Raw genomic sequence first — 3,286 nt, forward strand, 5'->3', positions numbered from 1 at the left:
CGAGGCTACGCGTGTGCTCCTGGAGGTGTATGCCCGCCCGACCGGCGTCGCCGCCCTCGCCGCTATCGACCTCGCGCGGGGCGCGGACGGGGTCTGGCGAGCCCGTGTCGCCGGTCTCGGCCCGGGCGCGCATTACGGCTATCGGGTCTGGGGCCCGGGCTGGAACCTCGACCCGGCCTGGGCACCCGGCAACAGCAGCGCCGGCTTCGTCGCCGATCGCGGGCCGCGCGGGCAGCGGTTCAACCCCAACAAGGTCCTCACCGACCCGTATGCCCGCGAGATCTCCCACAGTCCCGCGAGCCCGGACGTCGTGGCGGCAGGCGCGGACGGCGGGGTCTTCGGCTGGGGGCCGCGCGACTACCGGGGGCGACCGGTCCGCGAGTGGGACACCGCGGCATACGCCCCCAAGGCGATCGTGGTCTCTGACGCCACGACGACGGGCACCAAGCCGGCCGTGCCGGCGGAGTCCACCATCGTCTATGAGGCGCACGTGCGGAATCTGACCCTGCACCCGAGCGCCCGCAGGCTCGGCACCTATGTCGCGAACCTGCCCGGTTTCAGCGCAGTCACCGACGTCCCGGAGCCACTCCAGGGGACGTATGCCGGCGCGGCCCACCTTGCCCCCTATGTGAAGGCATTGGGCTGCAATGCGATCGAGCTCATGCCCGTGCAGGAAAGCAATGGCTCGGAGCTTTCCACGACCGGACCGTCCAATCACTGGGCCTATATGACGCTCGGCTATTTCGCGCCGAACCGGCAGTACGCCTTCGACAAGACGCCGGGCGGGCCGACCCGCGAGTTCAAAGAAATGGTGCGGACCTTCCACGAGCACGGCATCGAGGTCTATCTCGACGTCGTCTACAACCACACCGGCGAGGGCGGCAACTGGGGTGATCTCGACACCGTCGGGTTCACCGGCTTCGGGGGTTTCGCGACCACGGAGTACTACGTCCTGACCGACGCGGGCCAGTTGGTCGACGGCGCGACGGGATGCGGCAACCAGACCGATATGTCGAGCGCGATCACCCGGGCACTGGTGACCGATTCACTCGAATACTGGTGCGACGCAATGGGTGTCGACGGTTTCCGTTTCGACCTGGCGCCGGTGCTCGGGCGTGCGCCGATGGCTCAGGCGCGCGAGGACTGGGCCGGACAGCGGCGCTTCTATCGTGATCACCCGCTGCTCACCGAGATCCGCGATCTGGCTCAGGCGCGCAATATCGAGGTCATCGCCGAGGCCTGGGATCTGTGGGGTTATGAGGTCGGCAACTTCCCGGACGGGTGGGCTGAATGGAACGGCCGCTACCGCGACGCCGTGCGCCGGTATCTCAAGGGTGACGGCAATGCCGGAGCGTTCATGGAGGTGATGAACGGTGACTACCGCAACTTCGCCGACCAGGGCGGGCCGCAGCGCTCGATCAACTTCATCACCGCGCACGACGGCTTCGCGATGCTGGATCTGGTCGCCTACGACCACAAGGACAACAGCCAGGCGTGGCCGTTCGGGCCCTCGGACGGCGGCTCGGACAGCAACGACTCCTGGGGCAGCGGGGGCGACCAGGCGCTCATCCGTCAGCGGCTGCGGAACTTCTGGGTGGCGCTCTATTTCGCCCGGGGCGTGCCGATGGTCTGCTCGGGCGATGAGTACGGCCGCACTCAGAACGGCAACAACAACCCCTACAACCTCAACACCATCGGGATGTGGAACAACTGGTCGGCGCTGGCGACCAATGCGCCCACATCGGTGCCGGTGGTCCCGGACGGCGCGGGTGCGGTCGATGCCCCGCAGGGTGCGGCGCTCGCGACCGTCCGCTATCGCGACGCCTTCGGGCGAGCAGACTCGCCGTCGGGCGTCAACCCGCAGTTGGTGTTCGCGTCCTTCCTCGGGGCGCTGCGGCGTGATCACCCGGGGTTGCGGCAACGCTCATACGGCGATGCCGAGCTCGGCGGCACCGATGTCAGCTATGTCTTCTTCCAGCCGGACCAGGCGGAGGCGCCGGCGGACGGCGATCGCGCCGTGCGCCTGTGGATCGATGCCGCTAGCGTCGGCGCCGCGGACTTCCTGCTGCTGATCAATATGGCGGATCAGCCGGTGACTTTCTCTGTGCCGCAAGGGCCTTCATCGGTGTCGTGGCGGCGAATCATCGACACGGCCCACTTTTTCGAGGGCGGCTTCAACTGCTGGTCGCTCGAGCGCGGCGATGTCGTGCAGGGCACCTATGACGCGGCCGCGTGGTCGATCGTCGTGCTCGCCGAGGGTGCGCCTGGGCCGATCAGCGCCGGGGGTGGCCCGGACGGTGGCGCCGGGGGTGGCCGGGCGAAGCAACCGCCGGGTACGAGCGTGATCACCGCGATCACCGATGTCCTGGTGGACTCGGTGCGCGACTGGTTCCGCAGCCGCCGCTGACCCCCCTTACGGTGGCGTGCTAGGTTCGGCTCGTCCGAGCAGGGGAAGTCCGGTGCGAATCCGGCGCTGACCCGCAGCGGTGATACGGCCCACAGGGGCTGTCAGCCCGAATGCCTGCGCGGCGCGTCCGGCACCACCCCTTTTCGATTCCCCGCCGAGGTATGCGGAGGAAGGACTCCCTCATGAATCACGTCACGGCCACTCTCACGCGCGGCGTAACCGTCAGCCTCACCGCGAGCGCTCTCCTATTCGGCGCGGCCACGACGGCCGGTGCGTCACCCACCGCCACGTCCACCACGAGCGAGCAACGGGCCACGGCAGCGGACCGGCTCAGCGCTCGCGTGGCGACCGGCTGGCTCGGCCGCCAGTTCGTCGACGGCTCACATCTGATGACCGATTTCGGCGGCACCAGCTATGACGACCCGGGCCTGACCCTCGATGCCGTCCTCGCCTTTGCCGCCACCAAGACCAATGACGTGCGGGCAACGAAGGCCCTGACGTGGCTGGCCCAGGACAGCAACCTGCTCAGATACATCGGCACCGGCTCCGACGAGTCGTATGCCGGCGCTCACGCGAAACTCGTTCTCGCACTTCAGGTTCGCGGCCAGAACCCGGGCTCCTACGGCGGCCGCGACATCCTCGGGGAGCTGCGATCCCTTCAGCGGGCGGACGGCCGCCTGAGCGACCGCTCCAAGTGGGGCGACTACTCCAATGCCTTCGGGCAGAGCTTCGGCGTGGTGGCGCTCAGCCGTGCCGGTCTGCCGGCCGCCAATCGCGCGGCCGGGTACCTCGCCGGTCAGGCGTGCGCGGACGGCGGCGTGCCGATCACCTTCGAGCAGGCCACGTGCACCGGCGACCGGGACGCGACCGCGCTGGCGA

2 protein-coding genes and 1 riboswitch are annotated in these 3,286 nt (G+C 68.9%); both genes read left to right on the forward strand.

Annotated elements, in window-relative coordinates; translation table 11 throughout:
- A partial coding sequence (locus PKH97_RS15235; protein WP_324388441.1) for an alpha-amylase family glycosyl hydrolase occupies positions 1 to 2,407 on the forward strand: 2,407 nt, incomplete at its 5' end.
- A 4-nt stretch (positions 2,408 to 2,411) separates the two neighbouring features.
- Positions 2,412 to 2,544: riboswitch (cobalamin riboswitch) on the forward strand.
- A 45-nt stretch (positions 2,545 to 2,589) separates the two neighbouring features.
- Positions 2,590 to 3,286, forward strand: a 697-nt coding sequence (locus PKH97_RS15240; RefSeq protein ID WP_324388443.1) for a hypothetical protein, incomplete at its 3' end; no start/stop codon positions are given.

The sequence above is a fragment of the Nostocoides sp. genome (assembly GCF_035343835.1).
Lineage (GTDB): Bacteria > Actinomycetota > Actinomycetes > Actinomycetales > Dermatophilaceae > Nostocoides_A > Nostocoides_A vanveenii.